Genomic DNA, 17,682 nt, shown 5'->3' with positions numbered 1-17,682 from the left:
TCGGAACCGCATCGCAGCCTTGAAGATCGTGGCTGCCTGGGCATGTCGCTGACGGACGTCAGCGGAACATGGCCGGAAGCGTGGCGCCAGGACGGCGCGCATGCGAGCGGCAATCGGCACTCGCGGCTGTCCGCATTGCCGGGAAGAAAGAAGCCCCCGGAGCGGGGGCCAGGGATGGGCGGTCAGTTACCGCTGGGCGGAGGAACCGCCTGCAGCGACAGGTGTGTCGTGGTGGCGGACACGTCGAGGTCGTCCTCGCTGTGCAGGATGCGCGCAAACACGCCCTCCTGTGGATCGAAGAACTCGCCAAAGTCATCGCCGCCGAACTCGGCGCGCGCCAGCTCCCACCAGTCATCGAACGCATCGACATCCGGGTTGCAGCCGGCGGCATAGGCGATGGTCTTCTGGCGACCATCGGGTCGGCGCTCGCCGCGCTCGGCCAGGAAGTACACGCCCTGATCCTTGACCAGGATGACGCGGCATTGATTCGCCACCGCTTCGGCGAGCACGGGCCGCAGCTCCGTGCCTTTGAATCGAACAGTCATGGGTGTGATCTCCAGGGATGCAGGAAGAGAGGCTTCCCGCCGCGAAGGCGGGAAGCTGCTGGGAGATCAGTGCCGGACAGCCTTGCGACCCGACAACAGGCACTGCACTCGGATGCGGCGCCAGCTCCCGTCGTCGATCAGCCGTTCCAGCGTCTCGCCGAGGGTGTCGAAGAACACCTCATCGACCCGTTCAATCAGCTCGCCGTCGCGGCGCAGCTCCACCGCGTAGAGGTCGAGGCCACGCTCATACAGCACGGTGACGTGACCCTGGAACTTCATCGTGGCGACGGTGAAGCCGATGGCCGGTGGCGTGCGGATGATGTCGGCGGGCAGCGGATCGACCCAGGTGATGTCCCGAGCACCGGCGTCCACCAGCATGTGGGTGATGCGCCGGAAGCCGTCGGGAGCGGGCAACTGCTCCAGTTGGTCGATCAGTTCCTGCAGCTCGGGGCAGCGCGGCTCGGGGATCGGCAGCTTCGCCGGTGCGGACCCGAGCACGAACCGCTTCACCGTGTAGGGCTGGCCGTCGGCGGTGAACTCGGTCTGCTCCTCGGGCGTGTCCGCCCGCTGACCGTCGAAGCGGCGTCTGACATAGGGTTCGACCTGCACCTTGGCGCCCTCGTCGGGCACTTCGGTCACGAGCGTGCGATCAAGCACCGCGAACTCGGCCCGTCCCGTCTTGACGACGATGGCCTCGTCGGTGGTGGCGATGACCTTGCCCTCGAAAGGCTTCGGATCGATGTGAAAGCCCAGCGTCGAAACCTTGGGCTGGCCGTCGAAGATGTTGAACTTGAACGAACGGACGTTGGAAGGCACATGACCGACAACGAGCGTCGGCATCTGTGCACGGATGGCTTGGGTATCCATGGGGAGACTCCTTGTGGCAACCAAGGGACTCCCGCCCGCAAGGGAGGTCGGTCCCTTGAGGGTGAGGTGGATGGACGCGGGTGCGCCCGGAGAACGAAACAACCAGCACGGCGAACCGCGCCGCAGTCTTGAAGGTCTCGACTGCCTGGGCATGCTGCCGGCAACGCCAGCGAACATGCGGCCAGCGTGCGGCACATGGCGGCGGCCGTCCGCCGGGAATCGGCAATGCGCCGGCACCGCGTTCCGCGAAAAAGAAGAGCCCCGACGTAGGGGCTCGAATGGGTTGCGGGTTACTCGTCGTCGTAGAGCGTCAGCCCGTCCAGCACGGGCGCGTCGGCATCGAAGATCAGCAGGCGCACGTCGGCGAGCGCGGCCAGGTGGAGCACCTCCACGAGGGACTCCGGCATGCCTTTCCGGCGATGCTCTCGCTGCAACCGCTCGGCGGTGATGCCTTCGACCCGTTGCAGGTTCTCGTCCGTCCAGGGCGTGGCGATCAGCTTCACGCCGACCGCCGGGCTGTAGGGAATGCGGAAGGCCACGAACAGAAAACCGCTCGGCGTGGCGATGTCGGCCAGGTTGGCCAGATAGCGACCGGCCTCCACGGTGATGTGCGCCGAACTGATTTCCCAGGCACGGCTGTAGAACCCAGTCTCGAAGCGCAGGCGGCGTACCACCTCGCGCGCGGCTTCCTCGGAGAAGGTATCGCCGACGTGCAGCGGCTGGCCGGCTTCTTCGGCCATGACGGCGTAGACGAGGTTTCGGGCGATGCCGTGGCTGGGGCACTGCGCGTCCAGCTCGGGCGGCACGTTCTGGCCCTCGGTGATCAGCGCGAAGTCGTCGCAGAAGACGCAGGCATGGCGCTCGACCTGGCTGTCCGGCAGATGCGACTGCGAGACGTGCAGCGGCAGATAGCTCAGCGGGCAGTCGTCGTCGTAGGAAATCGCCAGCAGCCGCTGCACGGACAGGCCATCGTAGCCGCGGACGAAGGGGTTTTTGGAATGAGACATGGGATTCCTCCAGCAGAGGATGGCCGAGGCAATCCCCTGCCGGGGATTGAACCCCAGCGAGTGGATGAAGTGGCAACCGGTCAGCCGGCCGCGGCGTCGGGCCGCCCTGGTGGCGGGCGGTGCAGGTCAGTGGAAGATGGTGATTCGGGACATGGCCGCTCCTGCGAAATGAAGGAGGGACATGGCCCCGAACGGGGACGCACGTCCCTCGTGGGGTGGGATGAAAGGACGGTGGGTTGCCAGGCACGGCTCACCAGCCGTTGTAGTGCAGCGTGAGGTCAGCGATGACCTGGCGCCGTTCCAGATCGAGGCCGCCGAAGTCGGACAGCCCCTCGAAGCCGCAACGCTTGAGCATCGCGCCGCCCTCGCGGGAGTTGTAGAAGCTCACCATCGCGGACAGGAACATGCGTTGACCGCTTCTCAGTACGCCCAGGGCGTCGTTGAGCATCAGCATGTTGGGCCGCAGGTCCCACTTGGTGGTGGCACGCTGCAGACCTTCGCGTGTGCCGTCGCCGAACCACTCGTGGCCGGCGATCTGCGCGCCGCGCTTCCAGGCCTCGAAGAAGGCCTGCGGTGCAGCGTCGAAGTGCGCCTGTTCCAGCGCCATCTGATCGAGCACGTCTTCGGGTAAAGACAGATTCATGAGAGAACTCCTTGAAGGGTGGGAATCAGGGGTGAGCGCGCTGTGTCCAGGCATGGGTATCCAGGGCGCGCTGTGCTGCGAGGTGGGTCGGGAAATACTCGACGGACTCCCGCGATACCGGGCCCTCGTCGTCTTGCGTGCCGATGTAGTGGCCGGCCGCGCTGCGCAGCACCTGTAGCGGCAAACGCTTGCCGGTCCAGGCCAGCGCCAGCGCACCACTGCGCACTGCGGTTGCAGAGGAAGATGCAGAAGGTTCAGACATGCCGTGCTCCTTGGTGGGTCGAGGAGCACGCATCCCGTAGAGGATGGAGTTCCCCTCGGGTGGTTGAGAAAAGTGCATCGTCGCCAGGCCGGCGAGCGTCCGCGGTGGGCGATGCGAAGCGGACTGGATCGGTCGACGCGGCGAACCGCGTCGCAGTCTTGAAGACCGAGACTGCCAGGGCATGCCGCTGACGACTGTCAGCAACGCATGGCGTGAGGATGGGCGCGAAGCATGGCTGCCGTCGCAGGGAAAACCGAATCGCGGACGGCCCGCTTTAGGGCAGGCCCGCGTAACGGGACAAGGCAAGGACCAGGGCGCCGAAGGCCACGCGGGCCTTCGGCTGGAGAGGAAGGAAAACCACCTGTGGGCTGCGTCAGCGCGGGCCGTCGTCAAAGCCGTTCGCTGCGTCAGCAATCGCACCCGGCCCGTTTCGTGGCTGGGGCCGGAAACCTCTGGCGTGCATCCACACACAAAGGGAGCCCGTTGTTCCGCCGGCGGGCACCGGCACGGAATACCCTCGGCCCAAGGGGCCTCCTCACGGCTCGCGCGGCGGCAAGGCGTCAGGAAGCCCCTCGTGACCGAGGCAAGGCACACCGATCAAGGGAATGGCGGCGGGCGCGATTCGTGGAGCAATGACCTTCTCGCCCCGTCGCCCGATGGCGGGCAGACGGGGCGCGCACACCGTTGCAGAAGGAGACGCGCGCTTTGGAGTCCCGCGCGGTGCGGGACGTTTGCCTCGCCGTCAGTGAAGTGGCCGGCGCGGCAGGGGGAAGCGAGGATCAGGACGCCTTGGAGGCAGCGCGCCGCTTGCGCGGTGCGCTGCGCCGGCCCGTCGGGGACTCGATCGGCAGCGTGCCCTTGCAGTCCGGGTAGCGCGAGCAGGACCAGAACGCGCCGCTCTTGCCCGTGCGCTGCTGCATCGGCGCGCCGCACTGCGGGCAGGCCGGCGCCGGCGGCAGCTTGAGCGAGAGCGTCGCGCCGCGGTACTGCTGCACGAGCTGACCGACCCACGCGGCCTGCTTCTCGATGAAGGTGTCCAACGCCATCTGGCCGGCCTCGATCATGTCGAGCGCGTGCTCCCACACCGCCGTAGTGCCGGGGTCGGCGATGGCCGAGGGCACCGCGTCGATGAGCGTGAATGCCGCGTCGGAAGCGCGGACGGCACGGCCTTTCTTGACCAGGTAGCCGCGACCGATCAGACCGTTGATGATGTTGGCGCGTGTCGCCTCGGTGCCGATGCCGGTGGTATCTCGCAGCTTCTGTTTCAGGCGCGGGTCGGTCACGAACTTGGCGACGGTCTTCATGGCCTTGATCAGCTCGCCCTGCGTGTAGGGTTTGGGCGGCAGCGTCTTCAGCGCCTTGAGATCCACCTTTCCGACCGGGCAGGACAGGCCCGCATGCAGGGCGGGCAGCACCTGGCTGCGCTGCGCATCCTCGCCATCGGCATCGTCCGGCCCCGGCGTCGCCAGCACCTCACGCCAGCCGATGACGGCGATCTGCTTGCCCACGGCCGCCAGCGACTGACTGCCGCATGAGAACTGCGCCACCGTCCTGTCGAACTCATGGTGCGGGAGGAACTGCGCGAGGTAATGGGCGCGGATCAGCCGGTAGACGGCCAGTTCCTTCTCGTTCATGGCCGACAGGTTGGCGGGCTCCAGCGTCGGGATGATGCCGTGGTGAGCCGACACCTTGCCGTCGTTCCATGCACGCGAGCGCTGTTGGCGATCCAGGCGCTCGATCAGCGGCCGCAGGCTGGGGTCGGTCTTGACCATGCTGTCGAGTACGGTCGGTACCTCGGCCAGCATGCTCTCGGGCAGGTAGCCCGAATCCGAGCGCGGATACGTTGTCGCCTTGTGCGTCTCGTACAGCGCCTGGGCGATGTCCAGCGTCTCCTGCACATCGAGGCCCAACTGTTTGGAGCACACCTCCTGCAGCGTGCCCAAGTCGAACGGCAGCGGCGGCCCTTCGCGCACGCGCTCGGTTTCTACCGACCGCACCTGGGCGGCGCCGGCCGTGCGCAGGCGCTCGACGGCCTGCTGCGCCACCGGCTGTTGCAGGCAGCGGCCCGCATCGTCGGTGCTGCCTTGCGGCGGCGTCCAGCTTGCGACGAAGGACTGGCCTGCATGCGAAAGCGCAACCTCGATGGCCCAGAACGGTACGCAGACGAATCGCGCGATCTCGCGATCACGATCCACGACCAACTTCAGCGTCGGCGTCTGCACGCGCCCCACCGACAGCACGCCCGTATAGCCGGCCTGACGCCCCAGCAGTGTGAACAAGCGGCTCAGGTTCATCCCGATCAGCCAGTCGGCGCGCGATCGGGCGAGTGCGGAGAAATACAGCGGCAGCGTCTCGGCGGACGGCTTGAGCGCACCCAGCGCTTTGCGGATCGACACATCGTTGAGCGCCGACAGCCACAGGCGCTGAATCGGCCCGCGGTAGCTGCATAGGTCGATGATCTCGCGGGCGATCATCTCGCCCTCGCGGTCGGCGTCGGTCGCAATCACCAGCTCGCCCGCCTTGGCGACGAGCTGCTGCACGACCTTGAATTGCGCTGCGGTCGCCGACTTGGGCTCGACACGCCAACGCTCAGGAAGAATGGGGAGTTGCTCGATGGCCCAGCGCTTGTATTGCTCGCCGTAGCCTTCGGGCGGAACCGCCTCCACCAGATGACCGATGCACCAGGTCACGACGACACCCGCGCCGCTGTAGCAGCCGTTGCCGCGTTGGCCTGCGCCCAGCACACGGGCAATGTCCTTGCCCTGGGACGGCTTCTCGCACAGGAACACGCGCATGAAGCCTCCTTGGAAACGTGCGGTTCATCGGATGGGCGTCAGCTTGGCGGGGCCAGGAGATGCCGGCAGCAAGGAAGCCGATGGGTGCAGACACCGCTTTGTGATCGGCAGGCGGTTCGTTGCCGCAGCGGTGCGCATAGACCGCAGGAGTTGGCACAGCAAGAGCGTCGTTTCGGGAGGCGGCTGGAACTCTGTGGACGACCTTGGAGCTATCCCCTGGGGATAGCTCGCTGGTGCATCGCGGGCGTATGACGGTTGCTACAGCCGCCCTCGGGGGAGCGGCGATGGGCGAACTACTGTCCGCCGGCCGGCTTGGCGCTGAGCGCCACCGACTCGATGCGGTACGGCAGGATGCCCACGCGCCGGGCCTCGACCTTGAACGTGACGCGCTCGTTCTCGTCGGCGTCCTCCCATTCGTCGCGCACGGTGCGGCCCTCGACCAGCACCCGCATACCTTTCTGGTACAGCGTCTTCCAGTGCTCGGCGTCGCGGTGCCACAGCTCCACGGGCGCCCAGAAGCCGCCGCGATCTTCGTACTCGCCGTCCTTCTTCGGGATCGGGTTGTCGAAGTAGACGTTCAGGCGAAGCAGCCGGCGCGGCTCGTCGTTGCCGTTCGGAAATTCGCGGTAGTCCGGCGCAGAACCGATGTTGCCCTCGCCGACGAAGTGCGTGCTCATGGTGACTCCTTGGTGGTGGGTGGAACGGACGCGGTATGCCCGTGGACGCGCCGCAGGTAAGCCGCTTCGGCCTGCGCGGCCTTGTTGGCGCATTCCAGGGCTTGGCGAGCGATGCTGTGGGTCAGGCTGATCTGCATGTTCAGCACGATGCGCTGCAATTCGATCGCGTACAGCTCGTCGATCAGCGAGGCCGGCGTCGCGGGGTTGGCCAGCAGGGCCTCCCACAACGCCACGCCCATGGAGGAACGGTCGAGGTTGCGCCAGCGCAGGAAGGTCGTCCCTGCGCCAGTGGCCTGCTGGGCCAGTTGCACGTCGAGCAGACTGAATGGATAGGCGCGCGCCTGGGGCAGCACGCGCCGCTGCGCCAGGCCAATCACGTCGTCGCGCAGCGCTGCGCACTGGCTGGCCCAGGTCTCCAGACTCCCCTTACCCTTAAAAGGCTGTAAAAGGCCTTTTAGGTAGCCTGCGTGTTCCAGCCGCTGGAAGTCCGCCTGTTCCAGCGCCACGAAGCGCGTGGAGTGGCTGATAGGGGGTGATGCTGTCATGCGCCAACACCCTCATCGCCCGCGGCACCATCGGCTGCGCCACCCGTGGGAGCCTGCGCATCGGGCACGATAGCAGGCGCAGCAGGCGGCGTGCCGGGCTTGTTCGACCGCCGCGCGATGGGTGGCGCGAAGCGCGAGCGGCGCGTGCCTTCCAGCACGTCCTGCGGCAACTCGCCGAACTTCTCCAGCGCCGCTCGCGCCGCCGCGTTCTTCGCCGCGAAGTCGTCGCGCGTCGTGCCCGAGTAGCGGTACTGCTGGGCCAGCGAGAACAGGCTGCGCAGCGCGTGCGCGCCATCATTGAGCCAGCGCTCCAAGGTGCTGCGGTCGATCAGCGCCGTGTGGTGGGCCAGGATGAGCTTGCGTGCCAGGTCGTCGTAGTCGGCCAGCAGGTACACCGCCATGAAGCCGAGTTGTGCATTCACGAACAGCGGCAGCTTCACCGGCTGCACATTCATGTTCTCGCCCAGGGACAGCGCCGCTGGCACGTCGGCCAGGGCCTGATCCACCTGTTCGCGCAGGGTCTGCAAGCGGGTCTTGGTGTCGGCGAGCTTGTCCTCGATCCGCAACATCCACCAGTCCGAGTACGGGTCGTCCTGCTCGGCGCCGCGCTTCATCTTGTTCATGGCGCCGATGAAGCCGTTGAGACCGATGATGCCGGGGCGCCCCTCGGTCGGCGCGCGGCCGTGCCAGATGCGCGAAGCGTGGTGCGTGTGCAGCGTCAGCGACATCGCGCTGCGCAGCGATCCGAGATTCAGTTGCAGGGGTTCTGTGCGTTCGTTGGCCATGTGAGCGACTCGCGGTGAAGGGGCGAGTCGCCAGCATCGGCATCGGCCGGAAGGCTGTCAGTCAACAAACCGCAGCCCATGCGTGCCCGGATTGTTCCGCACGGAAGGCTGTGTGTGCCGGCTATCCCCTGGGGATAGGTCTTGAGCCCGCGATGCTTGATGTCTGGGCGTGAACCATGACAATGACTGGGGGCGCATCGCACCTGGGTTGCTGCGCAGAAGAACGAGGGGAAAACATGCAGGATGGGAAAGCCGTTCAGTTGCTGTTGAACGGGGAAGAGCACGGGCACGGCCACGTAGTCGAGAAGCTGCTGAAGCGGGCGGAACGCCTGGAATGCTTGGTGGCCTTCGCGAAGATCTCGGCCATCGGCGACTTGTTGAAGCCCTTGCGCAAGGCGCTGGAAGGCGGATTGAAGGCCAGGTTTGCGATAGGTCTGGACTTCTACCTGACCGAACCCGAAGCACTCCGACAGCTCTTTGCGCTCGCCGAGAAGCACGCGCTCGTCCTGTACCTCAGCAACGCCAGCGACACCTTCCACCCGAAGATCTACGCCTTCCAGAATGGCAAGCAATGCTCGGTGATCGTCGGCTCGGCCAACCTCACCCACGGAGGCTTCTACGGAAACTACGAGGCATCGGCCCTCATCGACGACGCGAGCGGCGCGCTGATGGCATCTGTCACGCGACACCTCGATGCGCTGGTCGCGGACAGGATTCTCGTGCCAGCGACCAAGCCCCGGATTGATGCCTACGAGCGGGAGTACATCATCCACGACACTTGCCGGAAGGTGGCCAAGAAGCGTGCGCAGAAGGCGAGCCGAACCGAGGGGCCGGACTTCACGATCCTGGCCGACCTCCTGGAGCTGATGAAAAGCGACGATTCAGCGCATGGATTCACCGCGCAGAAGACCGGCCGCAAGGGAAACCTGCGCCAGGCAAGGCGCAGGCTGGCAGAGCTGGCGGCCCTGAGCAGCAATGCCAGGCGGGACTTTCCGAGTAAGTACGACGCGCTGATCGGCCTGTTCCATTCCGGCGGGCTGCACCGCGGCAAGAGCCGGATCGCCAACCACCCAGGGCAGTTCGTGGCCGCAGTGGCGGACATCCTTGACCGGCGCAACCTCTCGCCTGCCGAAGCGTTTACCGTTCTACATCGACATTTCGGCGCCATCACCGGAGCAGGCATCAACCTGCTGACTGAGATTCTGCACGCGCTGGACAACAAGCGGTTCGCCGTGATGAACCAGAACGCGGTGTCGGGACTGGCGCTCGCCGGCATCCGGGACTACCCACTGCATCCAACCAAGCAGAACGTCAGTGCGGAAAGCTACGCAAGGTACTGCGGGCATGCCGATACGGTCAGACGATCGTTGGGCCTGGACGACTTCACGGAGCTGGATGCACTGTTCAACTACGCCTATTGGCGGGAAACGGAAGAAGACGAAGCCGCGACCTGACTGGATCACCCCACGGAAGGCGACCTGTTCCGTCTATCCCCTGGGGATAGCTCAGGGATCGCGCAAGGCTGAACGCAGCCGTGCGAGGTAGGCGCGCGCCACCTCGGGGTCGGCTGGGCGGGAGGCCGAAGGCGACGACGATGACGCGGGCCCCGCAGCTCGCGGCGCGGGCGGCGCTGCTGCGTCGGTGCCCGCCCACGCCTTGAACTCCCCGCGGATCGCCTTCTGGATGATGCCAAACAGGTAGCCGGCCGGGTTGCGCACCGCGCTGTTGTGGCAGCGTGCCGCCCACTCGTCGAGAACGGCCTGCCGCTGCGCCTCGTCCACCTGCTGCAGCGCCACCAGCGCGCCGGCCTGCTGCTCGTCCTTCAAGCGCAGGAAACGCTCGGGCAGTCGCAGGTTCTGCAAGGCCCTCGCGCGCGGTACTGTACGTACTTCATTTATACGATCATTACGTACTGTACGGTCCTCCTTCGGAATCCGAAGAGAGCTGTCCGGCGCGGGTTTCGGCCCTGCTTCGGATTCCGAAGACGGGCGCGCAGCATTCCGAAGAAGGGCTTCCTGGCCTTCTTCGGATTCGTGGTCCGCACCCTCCTGTGGATAACCTGGCGTCGTCCAGCCATGCCGCGCCATGCGCTGCGCCAGCACTTGCAGACGGGTCGGCAGCGTGCGCCCGCTGAGCAGCGGGTCTTCGGCGATCTCCCGCAGCGTGTTCATGCCCACGACCTGCACCGCCTTCGCCGCGTGCGTGAGCGCCTGGCTCACCAGGCCCAGGTAGTCCGGGTCGAGCTGCATCGCCTCGAAGGGTGACAGCGGTTCGTCGTGCAGCACGTAGAGGTTGCCTTGGATACGGCCGGTCTTGGGATCGCGCCGCCGCCGCACCAGGCTGAGCCAGCGCGTCAGCCGCAGCAGCGTCAAGGCGCGCGCCACGGTCTCGTGCGAGGCTTGCGCCGCACAGGGCATGGACGCCAGATATGGGCGGAGCTGGTCGTAGGTGGGAAAGGCGGTCACGCCGTCGTCGTTGAGCTGCAGGCGGAACACCTGCCAGGCATTGCGCTCCAGCGGCGTCAGGCGCCGGTCGAGGAACAACGCGCGCGGCACGCTCTCGTGCCGGTTGCCGCTGTAGAGAAAGCCGTCCTGGCTCGGCGCCGTGCCCTGCGCCGGTTCCTTCGGCTCAAGGTGCCGCAGCGCCTCGTCGAACAACGCCGACAGCGCAACCGGGCCATCACGCCGTGGAGCGTCGCCCGTCGTCATGACCTACACCAGCCCCTGGTCGACCCAGTTCCGTATCGCCGACCAGATCACCGACATGGGCAGGGTCATGGCCTCGGCCAGGTCCATGGTCAGCGCCAGCATCGCCATGTCGTCGTTCAGTGCGATGTGCCGCTCCGTGATGCCGGCCTTCCAGCGTTCCCACAGGGCCACGTCCTGCGCCTCGTCGAGCACCGGATGCCGACCCTTACGCTTGGGCAGCCCGAGGATGTCGCGGCGCAGCGCCACTTCCTGATGCGTGAGGCCGTAGAACTTGCTGACCATCTCCGTGCTCGCCCCCAGGCGCAGCATGCGGTCCACCGTGGCGATCTCCCGCTCCACGTCGTGCACCTGGCTCAGCAGCCGCTTCAACACTTCCCGGTTCACCGACACCGAACACCACGACACCGTGGCATTCACCAGCATACTCACGAGTTCTGGGTGCTTCAGCGCATCCAGCTCCTCCTCACCGAAGCCCATGGCCTTGCAGCGGCGCAACTGGCCGTTGCGCAGGTCATGCAGGGCCTGGGCGATCACGGCCTGGTTGAGCGGGTGCGGTGCCGACATACGGGAGCCTCCTGCGCTCAGGAATCCTGGCTCGCTACGCCGGCTTCCAGATCCAGCAGCCGGCGCGCCAGGCGCAGCAGACGGAACAGCTTTACCAGCCCGGCATCGCTCAGGCGCGTGACCAAGCCGCGGTGACCATGCAGCAGCGGCCCAAGGTCATCGGCCAGCCGCGCGCTGTCCAGCCCGGTCGCGGGTGCCGGCGCGGTGCTCAGCGCGTGCAGCAGGGTCAGCATCGCACGCGCGAACGCCGGGAGCGCCTTCGCCTGGCCCACGGCCGGCGTCACGCAGACGAAGCCGATGCCGCCATCGCTGGCTTCGATGTGGTCGCCCACCGCCGCTTCCCCCGCGATCTCGCGAGCGAACTGCGCGATATGCACGCGCAGGCGATCCGGCACGTCCAGGCCCGGCTCGATGTACCAGACATCCGAGATGGGAAAGAGCCCGCCAACCTGCACCGGGATCGCACGCAGCGCGTCGGCCTCGAAGTCGGGTAGCTTGTCGCCGAGCTGATCCGCGACCATCCTCTGGATGGACTGCAGGCGCTCGGTGGTTGGGGCCGGCGTCACGATGTGCCCCTGCAGGCGCTCGTCGCGCTGCCCGTCCCGGGCGTTTGGTGCAGCGGCAGGTGGTGCCGAGGGTGTCTCTGCCGGTGGCGCGACGGGCGAGGTGTCCCGTGGCGTTGGCGCCGCGGGCGACAGTTGCGGCGTGATGGCTGGCGCCGCAGGTGCGACAGGCGTTGCCGGGTTCGGCGCGGCCGGCTCGCTGGTCAATACTCGCTGACGGCTTTCGCTGTCATCGACCTCCAATGCCAGCGTGTCGTAGTCCGCTTCCAGCAGCTCGGCCATCTGACCCACCAGTTCGTCCTGCACGCGCTGGGGCGAGAAGCCCTCCGGCTGCGTGTCGAACTGCGACAGCACATCCTGAAACAGCGAAGCGAAGTCCACGGTCAGCGGCCGGCCCAGCGCACGCCGCTCCCAGGTGCGCTCGCACGCCTTGCGCAGCACTGCGAGCCGGTCCACCTGATGCCGGCCCAATCCGCCGTACAACAGCGTCGGGATCGCCGGCAGCAGATAGCGCACCGCATCGTTCATGCGGCTGATGTGTGACTGCGGCACCGGATAGCCGTCGGCCGTCAGTCGCCGCGCGAGTTCGCTTTGCGACAGCGCCTGGCCGCTTTCCTGCTCGTAGAACTCGCGCGCCTTCTCGATGCCCAAGGCCCGCTCGATGAAGGTCAGGCCGCCGCGCAGCTCGTTCTCGGCCAGATGCCCGGTCAGCGCCACGATTTCACCGCGCGCCGGCCACGGGCGGAACAGGCACGCAATGCGGAAGAAGCGTTCCTCCTTGGTCTCGCTCCACAACTCGCGCAGGATCGCCAGCCGCGTGTTGCCGCCGTTGCGAATGATGTAGTGCGCCTCGCCCGGCCTGCGCGTGATCGCGGGGGGCGCGTCCAGCCCACGTTCGCGGATGGACGCCTTGATCTCCGCATAGGCCGGGTTGCGCGTCACGCGTGGGTCGTGGTCGTAGGGCCGCAACTGGTCCAGCGTCACCACCATCGGCGTGTCGGCGATGGGGTCGCTCAAGGTCGCGGCCGAAGGGCCGCTGCGCTCGAAGCCGGTGGCCAGCAGCTTGGCAGCCATGTCCTGCGGCGTCAGCTCAGCCACGGCCATTCTCCTGCGCTTGCCGGTCGGCGCGGCGAAGCTGTGCGCGGGCATTGCGGTCGGCACGGTGGTCGCTCGCCGTCGAGCTGGTGTAGATCGACGCGCAGCCTTGCTTCGTGAATTTCAGGTGCCCGCCGGACGTGCGAACCACGCGCCAGCCTTCGCCCAGCGCGAACTCGATCAGCGCGCGCAGCCGTTCGCGGCCGCGCGCCAGTTCATGCGCGCTCGCCATGGCCGGCCCCTCCCGCATCGGCCCGACCTGTGACCAGCGCGAAGCGCTCCCGCCACACGGGGAACAGCTCGCCGGCCAGCGTGCGCATGGTCTCCAACGCCGCGGGCGCCGTGCGCCCAGCCGGCTGCCGGTACTCCACCCGGTGCACCGGCAATCCTCGTGTCGCAGCGCGCGGATAGGCTTCGATGGCCGGTACGTCGGTGCCCAGCACCTGCACGCCGGCCTGTTCCTGAAACACCTGTCGCAGCGCCTGCTGGACCAGCCGCGCATTCGACGACACAGGATGCACACGGTTGATGAGCAGACGCAGCGGCGGCGGCTCGATGCCCAGGTGCCGATACGGCGCGATGTCCTCGATCAGTTGCAGCGTGCCGCGCCGCAGCTCGCGCGCCGCGAGGATTTCCGGCGTCACCGGCGACAGCGCCAGGTCGGACGCCAGCACCGCCATCTCCAGCAGCACGCTGCGCGCGCCCTGGGTGTCGATCAGCAGCAAGTCGTAGTGCGTGCGGAAGACGGGAAGCAGATGGCGCAGTCGCAGGCGCCCATCCGGAGCGTGCAGCAGCAGCGTGTTCAGTTCGCCGCGGTCGTCGTTGGAGAGCACCAGGTCCAGGCCCGCGATCACGGTACGCGACACCAGTTGCTCGATGCGCCGCTCGTTGAAGGCCAGCATCTGGTAGATGCCGCCGGGCGCGCGAACGTCCAGCGTGAAGTAGCTCGACAGCGTGGGCTGCACGTCCAGGTCCAGCAGCAGCACGCGCAGCCCGGCATCGGCGATGAAGCCGCCCAGGTTGGCCGCCGTCGTGGTCTTGCCCACGCCGCCCTTGGTCGAAATGATGGACACCACCTGCATGGGCTTCTCCTCGTCGAATGGCATGAACCGAGAAGAAGCGTCAGGCGCGTTCTTTGAGGCGATCGGCGATCCACTGTTCGATCTCCACCGAGTCCCAGCCCACCGCGCGCACGCCCAGGCGCAGCGCCTTGGGGAACTTGCCTTCCTTCATGAGGCTGTAGATGTGCGCGCGCTTGAAGCCGGTCTTGGCTTCGACCTCGGCGCGGCGCAGGATGCGGTGCTCGGGCGGCAAGGCCGGCGCGATGGTCTGCGAAGACATGAGAGGCACTCCTTGACGCTCGATGGCGTTGTTCAGAAAGTGTCTCGCATTCCATATGCTGCTGCTGCGAGATTCACTGCAACTGCAGAACACGCAACTGCAATTGCAGTCTGCTGTTACAGGCTCAGCGCGATGCCTCCAGGTGGCGACGCGCCTGTGCCAGCTTGCTCCACAGCGTTCGCTCGCTGATGCCGGGCCGCCCTTCATGGTGGGCCAGTAGCGCACTGATCACCGCATCCATGTTGCGGAAGGACGAGTAGGCAGAGCCCGCGGGGGACTTGCCCAACAGCAATGTCAGCAGGCCGCCAATGATGTTCAGGTAAGTCGATTCGCTGCGCAGGCCCGGTTCACTCGCATCGCCCTCACGAATGCTACTGGCATGCTCCTTCGCCAACGCTTCGTGCTGTGCCTTCAGCGCCGCATGTAGTTGTGCGAGTTCGGCAAGCTGCAGCTTGGCGGCCTCGCGATCGGCCAGCAACACGTTCAGCATGGCGACGCTCACCGAAGGATGCAGTTCGCGCTCGATGCCGTCGAACAGGAATGGAGGCCGCTCACCGGGGTAGTAATGCGACATCCACGCCTTCAGGTCGACGTGGCGCACGATCAACGCAGGATCGTCGAGTGCGGGGCGCTGAGGTTCCTGCGCCATGCCTGCCTTGCCGTAAGAAAGCTCATCGTGTGCCAATGCGTCGAAGATGCGCTCGGAGAAAAGGCGCAGCAAGGGCCAGCGCGGAAAGTCGTTCGGCTCAGGCATGGCACGTGGCCCGAGCGTTTCCAGAATCCGCGGCTCAAAGCGCAACAGTCCCGCCCAACGGACGGCCGCCTCGATCGGGCGGTAGTAGATCCTGGCGCCAAAGGCAAGGCAACTCGATTTCTCCATGTCGCGTGCGTCCCATCGTCGGATCGAACTCTGGCAGACGCGCACCGCCCAAGTGGGCGAGGCGATTGCCCAGAAATCCGGATGAAGCGCAGGACCGGCCGGGATCGTGGAAGGAAGCGTTGCATCGGCGCTGACGGCCGGCTAAGGGCGAACTACATCTTGCTACGCTTGAAACTCCTCAACCATGATGCGGGCGCTTTGCCTTTGGACCGGCACGCGGCTTGGTGGTCGCGCTCCCCTGGAGTCAAGCATGGGTGCCGCGCTTTACCCGAAACCTGGCCAAAGTTTTCCGTAGGAATTCCAACGGCGTAAAGTGCCAATGCGTCAACAGGATGAGCCGGTTTGCAACCAGCAAAAGGTCATGCGTTCCGCGTCAGTGAAATGACCGCGGCGGCGAGCCCGCAGGCGAGTGCCGGAGTACGGAAGGGCGCAGCAATTGCGTCGAAACTGGAATCAGTACAGCGCATGAGCCATGCAGATCGGGTCAGCCGCAAGACCAAAGATGAATCGCGCAATCCGAGAAAACTAGCCGCGCACCTTTCGATAGATCTGCGTCAGATCGCGCGTGATGTGCTTGCGTCCTGATGACATACACGTTCGGCGCGTTCGATGAACCGCTGCAACGGCTCCGTCATGCCACCCTCGGTTCGTAACAGATAGGTGGTTATCGATGCGCTCTGACCGGCCAACGGGCGGACAACAACATCCGCCGGCTGGCAAGTTGCCAAGTGCGCGGCAGTGGAAAAACTTAGCCCGTACCCTGCGGCCACCAACGTCAGCATCAGCCCGTGAGAAGCGGCATACTCAGCCACGATCGGTTGGACATCGACAGAGCGGAACAGTCGTTCGCTCTGCCGACCGCAACCTTGGCATGCCCGTGGATCACAAAGTACCAGCGGATAGCTCACCACTTCCTGCAACGGCACTTCCTTGAAGGCTACAAGCGGGTGCCGTGCGGGCAGGATCACTACCAAGGGGTCGGCCCACAGCGGCTCAGCAATGATCCCGTCCTCCACTTCATTGACCATTGCAAAGCCGGCGTCGAACAGATTTGCGTTCAGCCCCTGCACGAGTTCGGTCAGCGGTACTTCGGAGAGCCGGATGTTTACCTGCGGCGACTCTTCGCGGCACAGTGCAAGCAGTGCTGATAGCCTCGCCCGTCCTATGTCTCTCGACAGCGCGATTCGCAAAATGCCCTGAGAACCGGAGGCAGCAGCCTTCGCGCTGGCCACTGCCTGCTCAACGCTCAACATGATGCGGCGGGCGTCGTCGAGGAAGACTCGCCCTGCCCAAGTCAGGGTTGCGCCCCGCGGCGTGCGACTGAGCAACGTCACGCCTAGAGTTGTCTCCAACTTGCGGATCGTGCGTGATAGGGGAGATTGTTCTATATGCAGCCGCCTAGCGGCTCGACCGAAGTGCAGTTCCTCGGCTACAGCAATGAAACAGCGAAGATGACGTAAGTTCATGCGCAGTCCCTCGTGACGTGACCAGTCCTTATGATCGTAGGGAGCCGCATGCGTGCGGAGAAGAGGCCGGCATGTCTTGCAGCGGCTGCCGTCGCCGGCTCACAGCACGCGGGCAATGGTGTCCGGAGTTATTGCAACGCTGCTTGAACGCGGGCGGCGGTCATGGCGGATGGCTAGCTAGAGCACTCGCGCCAGCGCGCCTCGGCTATCTTCTGTGGCCGCAGCGACCCGAGGAAGACAGTCGCGGCGTCTTACGTCACTCCCCGAGGGCGAGCGATTTGGTCTGTCGACACGGGCGGCGGCGCAGCGTCTGAAGTTCGCGCCAGCGGGCATCGCGCCGGATGAACTGTCGATGGGCATGTTCGGCGAATTCGAGATCGCCACCTGTAACCGCGCTGCTGAAGCACTGCGGCCGGAGCAGTCGCAGCAAGCGGCTGACGCGGGCGGACAAGCAATTCCTGTAACATGTGCCGCGCCTCTTCACTGCCTTGCAGCAAGCCCGCGACAGCGTGAGGGGAGCGGCCAACGGCTTTCACGGTCAGCAACGCATTACGCTGTCCGATGGCATCACCCCGTCGCGCTTGCCGACCTTGCTGGCGTTAAGCTGGCAGGAGGAGCCCGACGTCGAGTTGCGCCTGTTCGAGGTGTCACTGTCGCAGCAAATCAAGGGGCTGCATGGCGATCTGTATGACCTAGGGCCCAGTCTGGTGAAGTGGGTGACGACATCGTGGCTAAGGCGCTTTGGAGCGCCCCCCCTCATGGTCGCGGCGCCGGCATGGCATCCGCTGCTCAAGCACAAACGTATCTCACTGGACGAGGTGCTGCGTTATCCGCTGGTGCTGGTGACCCACATGCATATGGGAGTCATGAACGTCAGATCCAACGAGTGCTGCCGCGGGTGAAGCAGGAACCCGTGATCGCTGCACGGGTGGCTTCCTG

19 protein-coding genes are annotated in these 17,682 nt (G+C 66.0%); 2 read left to right on the top strand and 17 right to left on the bottom strand.

The window, feature by feature from the left end; translation table 11 throughout:
- Positions 1-182: 182 nt before the first annotated feature.
- From ALIDE2_RS08760 to ALIDE2_RS08720, 9 genes are all read right to left on the bottom strand, one after another.
- Entirely contained in the window at positions 183-545 is a 363-nt protein-coding gene (locus ALIDE2_RS08760) for a DUF3085 domain-containing protein (protein ID WP_003294147.1), read from the bottom strand.
- 66 nt (positions 546-611) lie between these two features.
- Entirely contained in the window at positions 612-1,412 is an 801-nt protein-coding gene (locus tag ALIDE2_RS08755) for a hypothetical protein (protein ID WP_013721851.1), read from the bottom strand.
- Between the two features lie 290 nt (positions 1,413-1,702).
- Positions 1,703-2,419, bottom strand: a complete 717-nt coding sequence (locus ALIDE2_RS08750) for a DUF5983 family protein (RefSeq protein ID WP_013721850.1) — start codon at positions 2,417-2,419, stop codon at positions 1,703-1,705.
- Between the two features lie 250 nt (positions 2,420-2,669).
- A complete protein-coding gene (locus ALIDE2_RS08745; RefSeq protein WP_013721849.1) occupies positions 2,670-3,062 on the bottom strand; it encodes a hypothetical protein in 393 nt (130 codons plus the stop codon).
- A gap of 25 nt (positions 3,063-3,087) precedes the next feature.
- Positions 3,088-3,324, bottom strand: coding sequence for a hypothetical protein (locus ALIDE2_RS08740; protein WP_010792170.1), 237 nt, complete (start codon positions 3,322-3,324; stop codon positions 3,088-3,090).
- Positions 3,325-4,103: 779 nt separating this feature from the next.
- Positions 4,104-6,119 (bottom strand): DNA topoisomerase III, encoded by a 2,016-nt coding sequence (locus ALIDE2_RS08735; RefSeq protein ID WP_013721848.1) that lies wholly within the window; start codon positions 6,117-6,119, stop codon positions 4,104-4,106.
- Positions 6,120-6,412: 293 nt separating this feature from the next.
- Positions 6,413-6,796 (bottom strand): single-stranded DNA-binding protein, encoded by a 384-nt coding sequence (locus ALIDE2_RS08730; RefSeq protein ID WP_004362284.1) that lies wholly within the window; start codon positions 6,794-6,796, stop codon positions 6,413-6,415.
- A complete protein-coding gene (locus ALIDE2_RS08725; protein ID WP_004362273.1) occupies positions 6,793-7,341 on the bottom strand; it encodes a DUF3158 family protein in 549 nt (182 codons plus the stop codon). The genes ALIDE2_RS08730 and ALIDE2_RS08725 overlap by 4 nt, the downstream gene beginning before the upstream one ends.
- Positions 7,338-8,126 carry a PFL_4669 family integrating conjugative element protein gene (locus ALIDE2_RS08720; protein WP_013721847.1) on the bottom strand — a complete coding sequence of 263 codons (789 nt, stop codon included), beginning with the start codon at positions 8,124-8,126 and terminating at the stop codon, positions 7,338-7,340. The genes ALIDE2_RS08725 and ALIDE2_RS08720 overlap by 4 nt, the downstream gene beginning before the upstream one ends.
- Before the next feature lie 236 nt (positions 8,127-8,362).
- Here ALIDE2_RS08720 and ALIDE2_RS08715 point away from each other — a divergent pair, with 236 nt between their 5' ends.
- Positions 8,363-9,580 (top strand): phospholipase D family protein, encoded by a 1,218-nt coding sequence (locus tag ALIDE2_RS08715; RefSeq protein WP_013721846.1) that lies wholly within the window; start codon positions 8,363-8,365, stop codon positions 9,578-9,580.
- Positions 9,581-9,631: 51 nt separating this feature from the next.
- Here ALIDE2_RS08715 and ALIDE2_RS08710 read toward each other — a convergent pair whose 3' ends face one another.
- The 8 genes from ALIDE2_RS08710 to ALIDE2_RS24310 all read right to left on the bottom strand — a co-directional run bounded on the left by ALIDE2_RS08710 (position 9,632) and on the right by ALIDE2_RS24310 (position 16,743).
- Positions 9,632-10,834 carry an STY4528 family pathogenicity island replication protein gene (locus ALIDE2_RS08710; RefSeq protein WP_013721845.1) on the bottom strand — a complete coding sequence of 401 codons (1,203 nt, stop codon included), beginning with the start codon at positions 10,832-10,834 and terminating at the stop codon, positions 9,632-9,634.
- A 3-nt stretch (positions 10,835-10,837) separates the two neighbouring features.
- Positions 10,838-11,398 (bottom strand): DUF2857 domain-containing protein, encoded by a 561-nt coding sequence (locus ALIDE2_RS08705; RefSeq protein ID WP_010792177.1) that lies wholly within the window; start codon positions 11,396-11,398, stop codon positions 10,838-10,840.
- A gap of 17 nt (positions 11,399-11,415) precedes the next feature.
- Complete coding sequence (locus ALIDE2_RS08700; RefSeq protein ID WP_041701356.1) at positions 11,416-13,059, bottom strand: ParB family protein; 1,644 nt, start codon at positions 13,057-13,059, stop codon at positions 11,416-11,418.
- Positions 13,052-13,288 (bottom strand): hypothetical protein, encoded by a 237-nt coding sequence (locus tag ALIDE2_RS08695; protein WP_012584779.1) that lies wholly within the window; start codon positions 13,286-13,288, stop codon positions 13,052-13,054. The genes ALIDE2_RS08700 and ALIDE2_RS08695 overlap by 8 nt, the downstream gene beginning before the upstream one ends.
- Entirely contained in the window at positions 13,272-14,138 is an 867-nt protein-coding gene (locus ALIDE2_RS08690) for a ParA family protein (protein ID WP_013721843.1), read from the bottom strand. Before ALIDE2_RS08690 ends, ALIDE2_RS08695 begins: the two co-directional genes overlap by 17 nt.
- A 40-nt stretch (positions 14,139-14,178) precedes the next feature.
- Complete coding sequence (locus ALIDE2_RS08685) at positions 14,179-14,397, bottom strand: AlpA family transcriptional regulator (RefSeq protein ID WP_004255100.1); 219 nt, start codon at positions 14,395-14,397, stop codon at positions 14,179-14,181.
- Between the two features lie 124 nt (positions 14,398-14,521).
- The gene (locus ALIDE2_RS08680) at positions 14,522-15,277 is read right to left on the bottom strand and encodes a hypothetical protein (RefSeq protein ID WP_010792182.1); all 756 of its coding nucleotides are present in this window, start codon (positions 15,275-15,277) and stop codon (positions 14,522-14,524) included.
- A gap of 554 nt (positions 15,278-15,831) precedes the next feature.
- Entirely contained in the window at positions 15,832-16,743 is a 912-nt protein-coding gene (locus tag ALIDE2_RS24310; RefSeq protein WP_013721842.1) for a LysR family transcriptional regulator, read from the bottom strand.
- A gap of 467 nt (positions 16,744-17,210) precedes the next feature.
- Between ALIDE2_RS24310 and ALIDE2_RS08670 the strand changes: the two genes are divergently transcribed.
- A complete protein-coding gene (locus ALIDE2_RS08670) occupies positions 17,211-17,645 on the top strand; it encodes a LysR substrate-binding domain-containing protein (RefSeq protein ID WP_071536547.1) in 435 nt (144 codons plus the stop codon).
- The last annotated feature ends 37 nt before the right edge of the window (positions 17,646-17,682 follow it).

Source organism: Alicycliphilus denitrificans K601, assembly GCF_000204645.1.
GTDB lineage: Bacteria > Pseudomonadota > Gammaproteobacteria > Burkholderiales > Burkholderiaceae_C > Alicycliphilus > Alicycliphilus denitrificans.
This window is presented reverse-complemented; position numbering and strand designations above follow the sequence as displayed.

Coding starts and splice junctions, on each gene's coding strand:
- ALIDE2_RS08705 (WP_010792177.1), bottom strand. CDS start 11,398: ATGTCGGCACCGCACCCGCTCAACCAGGCCGTGATCGCCCAGGCCCTG.
- ALIDE2_RS08725 (WP_004362273.1), bottom strand. CDS start 7,341: ATGACAGCATCACCCCCTATCAGCCACTCCACGCGCTTCGTGGCGCTG.
- ALIDE2_RS08730 (WP_004362284.1), bottom strand. CDS start 6,796: ATGAGCACGCACTTCGTCGGCGAGGGCAACATCGGTTCTGCGCCGGAC.
- ALIDE2_RS08755 (WP_013721851.1), bottom strand. CDS start 1,412: ATGGATACCCAAGCCATCCGTGCACAGATGCCGACGCTCGTTGTCGGT.
- ALIDE2_RS08745 (WP_013721849.1), bottom strand. CDS start 3,062: ATGAATCTGTCTTTACCCGAAGACGTGCTCGATCAGATGGCGCTGGAA.
- ALIDE2_RS08740 (WP_010792170.1), bottom strand. CDS start 3,324: ATGTCTGAACCTTCTGCATCTTCCTCTGCAACCGCAGTGCGCAGTGGT.
- ALIDE2_RS08680 (WP_010792182.1), bottom strand. CDS start 15,277: ATGGAGAAATCGAGTTGCCTTGCCTTTGGCGCCAGGATCTACTACCGC.
- ALIDE2_RS08735 (WP_013721848.1), bottom strand. CDS start 6,119: ATGCGCGTGTTCCTGTGCGAGAAGCCGTCCCAGGGCAAGGACATTGCC.
- ALIDE2_RS08695 (WP_012584779.1), bottom strand. CDS start 13,288: ATGGCGAGCGCGCATGAACTGGCGCGCGGCCGCGAACGGCTGCGCGCG.
- ALIDE2_RS08715 (WP_013721846.1), top strand. CDS start 8,363: ATGCAGGATGGGAAAGCCGTTCAGTTGCTGTTGAACGGGGAAGAGCAC.
- ALIDE2_RS08760 (WP_003294147.1), bottom strand. CDS start 545: ATGACTGTTCGATTCAAAGGCACGGAGCTGCGGCCCGTGCTCGCCGAA.
- ALIDE2_RS08710 (WP_013721845.1), bottom strand. CDS start 10,834: ATGACGACGGGCGACGCTCCACGGCGTGATGGCCCGGTTGCGCTGTCG.
- ALIDE2_RS24310 (WP_013721842.1), bottom strand. CDS start 16,743: ATGAACTTACGTCATCTTCGCTGTTTCATTGCTGTAGCCGAGGAACTG.
- ALIDE2_RS08720 (WP_013721847.1), bottom strand. CDS start 8,126: ATGGCCAACGAACGCACAGAACCCCTGCAACTGAATCTCGGATCGCTG.
- ALIDE2_RS08690 (WP_013721843.1), bottom strand. CDS start 14,138: ATGCAGGTGGTGTCCATCATTTCGACCAAGGGCGGCGTGGGCAAGACC.
- ALIDE2_RS08685 (WP_004255100.1), bottom strand. CDS start 14,397: ATGTCTTCGCAGACCATCGCGCCGGCCTTGCCGCCCGAGCACCGCATC.
- ALIDE2_RS08750 (WP_013721850.1), bottom strand. CDS start 2,419: ATGTCTCATTCCAAAAACCCCTTCGTCCGCGGCTACGATGGCCTGTCC.